The 3563-nt window shown below is 65.5% G+C and carries 3 protein-coding genes and 1 pseudogene; 2 read left to right on the forward strand and 2 right to left on the reverse strand.

What is annotated here, in order from left to right:
• Positions 1-777: isocitrate lyase/phosphoenolpyruvate mutase family protein (locus ACE5CZ_RS11715; RefSeq protein ID WP_374947508.1), on the forward strand; the 777-nt coding region annotated here is incomplete at its 5' end.
• A gap of 55 nt (positions 778-832) precedes the next feature.
• Positions 833-1780, forward strand: coding sequence for an aldose 1-epimerase family protein (locus ACE5CZ_RS11720; protein WP_374947509.1), 948 nt, complete (start codon positions 833-835; stop codon positions 1778-1780).
• Positions 1781-1857: 77 nt separating this feature from the next.
• On the opposite strand, the gene glpK is transcribed toward ACE5CZ_RS11720, so the two are convergent.
• Together glpK and ACE5CZ_RS11730 are read right to left on the reverse strand one after the other, a co-directional pair.
• Positions 1858-3375: a glycerol kinase GlpK gene (gene glpK, locus ACE5CZ_RS11725; protein ID WP_374947510.1), complete on the reverse strand. Its 1518-nt coding sequence runs from the start codon at positions 3373-3375 to the stop codon at positions 1858-1860.
• 45 nt (positions 3376-3420) lie between these two features.
• Positions 3421-3563, reverse strand: a pseudogene (locus ACE5CZ_RS11730) (aquaporin family protein); the annotation flags it as partial.

Below are 3563 nucleotides of genomic sequence, written 5' to 3' on the forward strand. Positions count from 1 at the left end.
GCCGTGCTCGCGGCCGACCACGGACAGCCCGAAAAAGGCCACACCACCCTCACCGAGGTCGCCGGCCCCACGCAGCAAATCGCGCCCATGACAGACCATCCCACCAACGTCGACCCCGACACGGGTTTCGGCGAGCCGATGAACGTGGCGCGCACCATCCAGACCCTGGAAGACGCGGGTGTTGCGGGAATGCACCTCGAAGATCAGGTCAACCCGAAGCGCTGCGGCCACCTCGACGGCAAGCAGGTTGTCGACCTCGACACGGCGCAGAAGCGCATCAAGGCCGCCGTCGAGGCACGTCGCGATCCCAATTTCTTGATCATGGCTCGAACGGATGCCCGCGGTGTCGACGGCCTGCAGGCCGCAGTGGATCGCGCCAAGGCCCTCGTGGACGCCGGCGCCGACGCCATTTTTCCCGAGGCGATGGCGTCACTCGAGGAATTCGCCGCCGTGAGGGCGGCTGTCGACGTTCCGATCCTCGCCAACATGACGGAGTTCGGCAAGAGCGAGCTCTTCACCACGACGCAGCTTGCCGACGTCGGCCTCAACCTCGTGATCTTCCCGGTATCGCTTCTTCGGCTTGCAATGGGAGCGGCCGAGTTGGGACTCGACACGATCACGCGAGAGGGATCACTCACATCGATGCTTCCCGAGATGCAGACCCGCGCTCGGCTCTACGAGGTTCTCGACTACGAGGCATACAACACCTTCGACTCCGGTGTCTTCAACTTCTCACTCGATCGTCACTTCGGGGCACCCGGCGAGGCGAACTCCTGACCGTGCCCGACGCGGTTCGGCCGGGCTGACGTTCTGCCGCTACGGTAAAGGCACTATGAACTCTGACTCCACCCCGAACGGCGTCCCCCTGTCTGGAGTCGTCTACACGCTGAGCGCGGGCGATTACACCGCCGACATCGCGGGAGTGGGGGCCAGCCTGCGCACACTGCGCCACCGGGGCCGTGACCTCGTCGTTCCCTTCGAGGCCGACGAGGTGCGCCCCGCGTTCCGCGGCGCAGTTCTCGCCCCCTGGCCCAACAGGGTGGTCGACGGTCGCTACGCCTTTCGAGGCACCGACTACGAACTGGCGATCACCGAGCCTCGCCGCGGGCATGCACTCCACGGCCTGGCGGCGTGGCACGAATGGTCGCATGTTGCATCGGCAGAGGATTTCGTAGAACTGTCGTTCCGCGTGCAGGCGCAGGTCGGGTACCCGTTCCGAATCGATCTTCGGGTTCGCTACGAGCTCACGCAATCGGGGCTTGCAACGACCATCATCGCCACGAACACCGGCCGCCTCGCCGCACCCTACGGAACGGGCCCGCATCCGTATCTCGTCGCGGGCCCCGGCCGGGTCGACGACTGGTCGCTCGAGCTGCCCGCCCGCGCGGTGCTCACCGTCACACCCGACAGGCTCATCCCCGTCGACCTCGCCGATGTCGAGCTCGAAGACGACGGTGCCTTCGACTTCATCGCGTCCAGGCCCATCGATTCGACCTTCATCGACCACGCGTTCACCGAGCTCGAGCGGGATGCCGCGGGTCGCGCGACGGTGCGCGTCACCACCCACGACGGCGCCTCCGGCGTCGGCATCAGCTGGGGCACCGAGTGCCAGTGGGTTCAAGTTCACACGGCCGACCAGCCCGTGCCCTCGATCCACAGGATCGGTCTCGCCGTCGAGCCGATGACCTGCCCTCCGGATGCCTTCAACACGGGCACAGACCTGGTCGTGCTCGAGCCCGACGACGAGCACTCGGCGTCCTGGACGATCTTCGCCCTCTAACGCACTCGTTCCCCGAGTCTGTCGAAGAGAACACCTTCGACAGACTCAGGGAACGGATCGTGCGTGTGCGGCAGAGCCTATTCGGAGACGTCTTCGTCTACCCAGTCGAGGGTCTTCGTGACGGCCTTCTTCCAATTGCGGTACAGGCGCTCGCGCTCGGCGTCGTCCATGTTCGGCGTCCAACGCTGGTCTTCCTGCCAGTTCTTGCGCAGGTCGTCGAGGTTGTCCCAGTAGCCCACGGCGAGGCCGGCCGCATACGCCGCGCCCAGCGCTGTCGTCTCGGCGACGACCGGGCGAACGACCGGCACGTTCAGGATGTCGGCTTGGAACTGCAGGAGGGTGTCGTTGGCGGTCGCGCCGCCGTCGACCTTGAGCTCGGTCAGCGGTACGCCTGAATCGGCGTTGACCGCATCCAGCACCTCGCGCGTCTGGAACGCGATGGACTCCAGCGCCGCGCGAGCGATGTGGCCCTTGTTCACGTAGCGGGTGAGCCCGACAAGCGCCCCGCGAGCATCCGAGCGCCAGTGCGGAGCGAAGAGGCCGGAGAACGCGGGCACGAAATACGCGCCGCCGTTGTCGTCGACCGTCTTCGCCAGCACCTCGATGTCGGGAGCGCTCTGGATGATGCCGAGGTTGTCGCGCAGCCACTGCACGAGCGAACCCGTGACGGCGATCGAGCCCTCGAGGGCGTAGTGGGTTTCGCCGTCGCCGAGTTTGTAGCCGATGGTGGTGAGGAGGCCGTTCTCGCTCTTGACGATCTCGGTGCCGGTGTTGAAGATCAAGAAGTTGCCGGTGCCGTAGGTGTTCTTGGCCTCGCCCGTGTCGAATGCGGCCTGGCCGAACGTGGCGGCCTGCTGGTCGCCCAGGATGCCGGCGACGGGAACCTCGCGCAGCAGACTCGAGTCGTGCACGGTGCCGTAGACCTCCGAGGAGGAACGCACCTCGGGCAGCATCGACTTGGGCACATCGAACGCCTTCAGGATCTCGTCGTCCCACTCGAGGGTTTTGAGGTCGAGGAACAGGGTGCGGCTGGCGTTCGTCACGTCGGTCGCGTGCACGCCCCCGTCGACTCCGCCGGTCAGGTTCCAGAGCACCCATGTGTCGGTCGTTCCGAAGATGAGGTCTCCGGACTCGGCGCGCTCGCGTGCTCCCTCGACGTTCTCGAGGATCCAGACGATCTTGGTGCCGGCGAAATACGTCGACAGCGGAAGACCGACGGTGTCTTTGAAGCGGTCGCCGCCGCCGTCGGCCGCCAGGCGGTCGACGATGGCCTGGGTGCGGGTGTCCTGCCAGACGATGGCGTTGTAGACCGGTTCGCCGGTGTTCTTGTCCCAGACCACCGCGGTCTCGCGCTGGTTGGTGATGCCGACCGCGACGATGTCGTGCCGGGTCAGGTTGGCTTTGGAAAGCGCCTGCCCGATGACCTCGCGAACGTTGTCCCAGATCTCTTTGGGGTTGTGCTCGACCCAGCCCGCTTTCGGAAAGATCTGCTCGTGCTCCTTCTGGCCCGTCGAGACGATTCCGCCCTCGTGGTTGAAGATGATCGCGCGGGAACTCGTGGTTCCCTGGTCGATCGCAATGACGTACTGGCTCATGACTAACTCCTTCGTTATGTGATTCTGCTGAGCGGGAATGCGTGCTTAGGTGAGGATGGGGAGTAGTGGTACGGCGGCGAGGCCGGCGAGTACTCCTCCGATGATGGGGCCCACGACGGGGATCCAGGAGTAGGACCAATCGGATGAGCCCTTGCCCTTGATGGGCAGGATGAAGTGCGCGATGCGCG

It is taken from the genome of Agreia sp. (assembly GCF_964263775.1).
In the GTDB taxonomy this organism is placed as follows: Bacteria; Actinomycetota; Actinomycetes; order Actinomycetales; family Microbacteriaceae; genus Agreia.

Bases quoted from the DNA above. Each gene is read 5' to 3' on its own strand.
- ACE5CZ_RS11720 (WP_374947509.1), top strand. From the start codon at position 833: ATGAACTCTGACTCCACCCCGAACGGCGTCCCCCTGTCTGGAGTCGTC.
- glpK (WP_374947510.1), bottom strand. From the start codon at position 3,375: ATGAGCCAGTACGTCATTGCGATCGACCAGGGAACCACGAGTTCCCGC.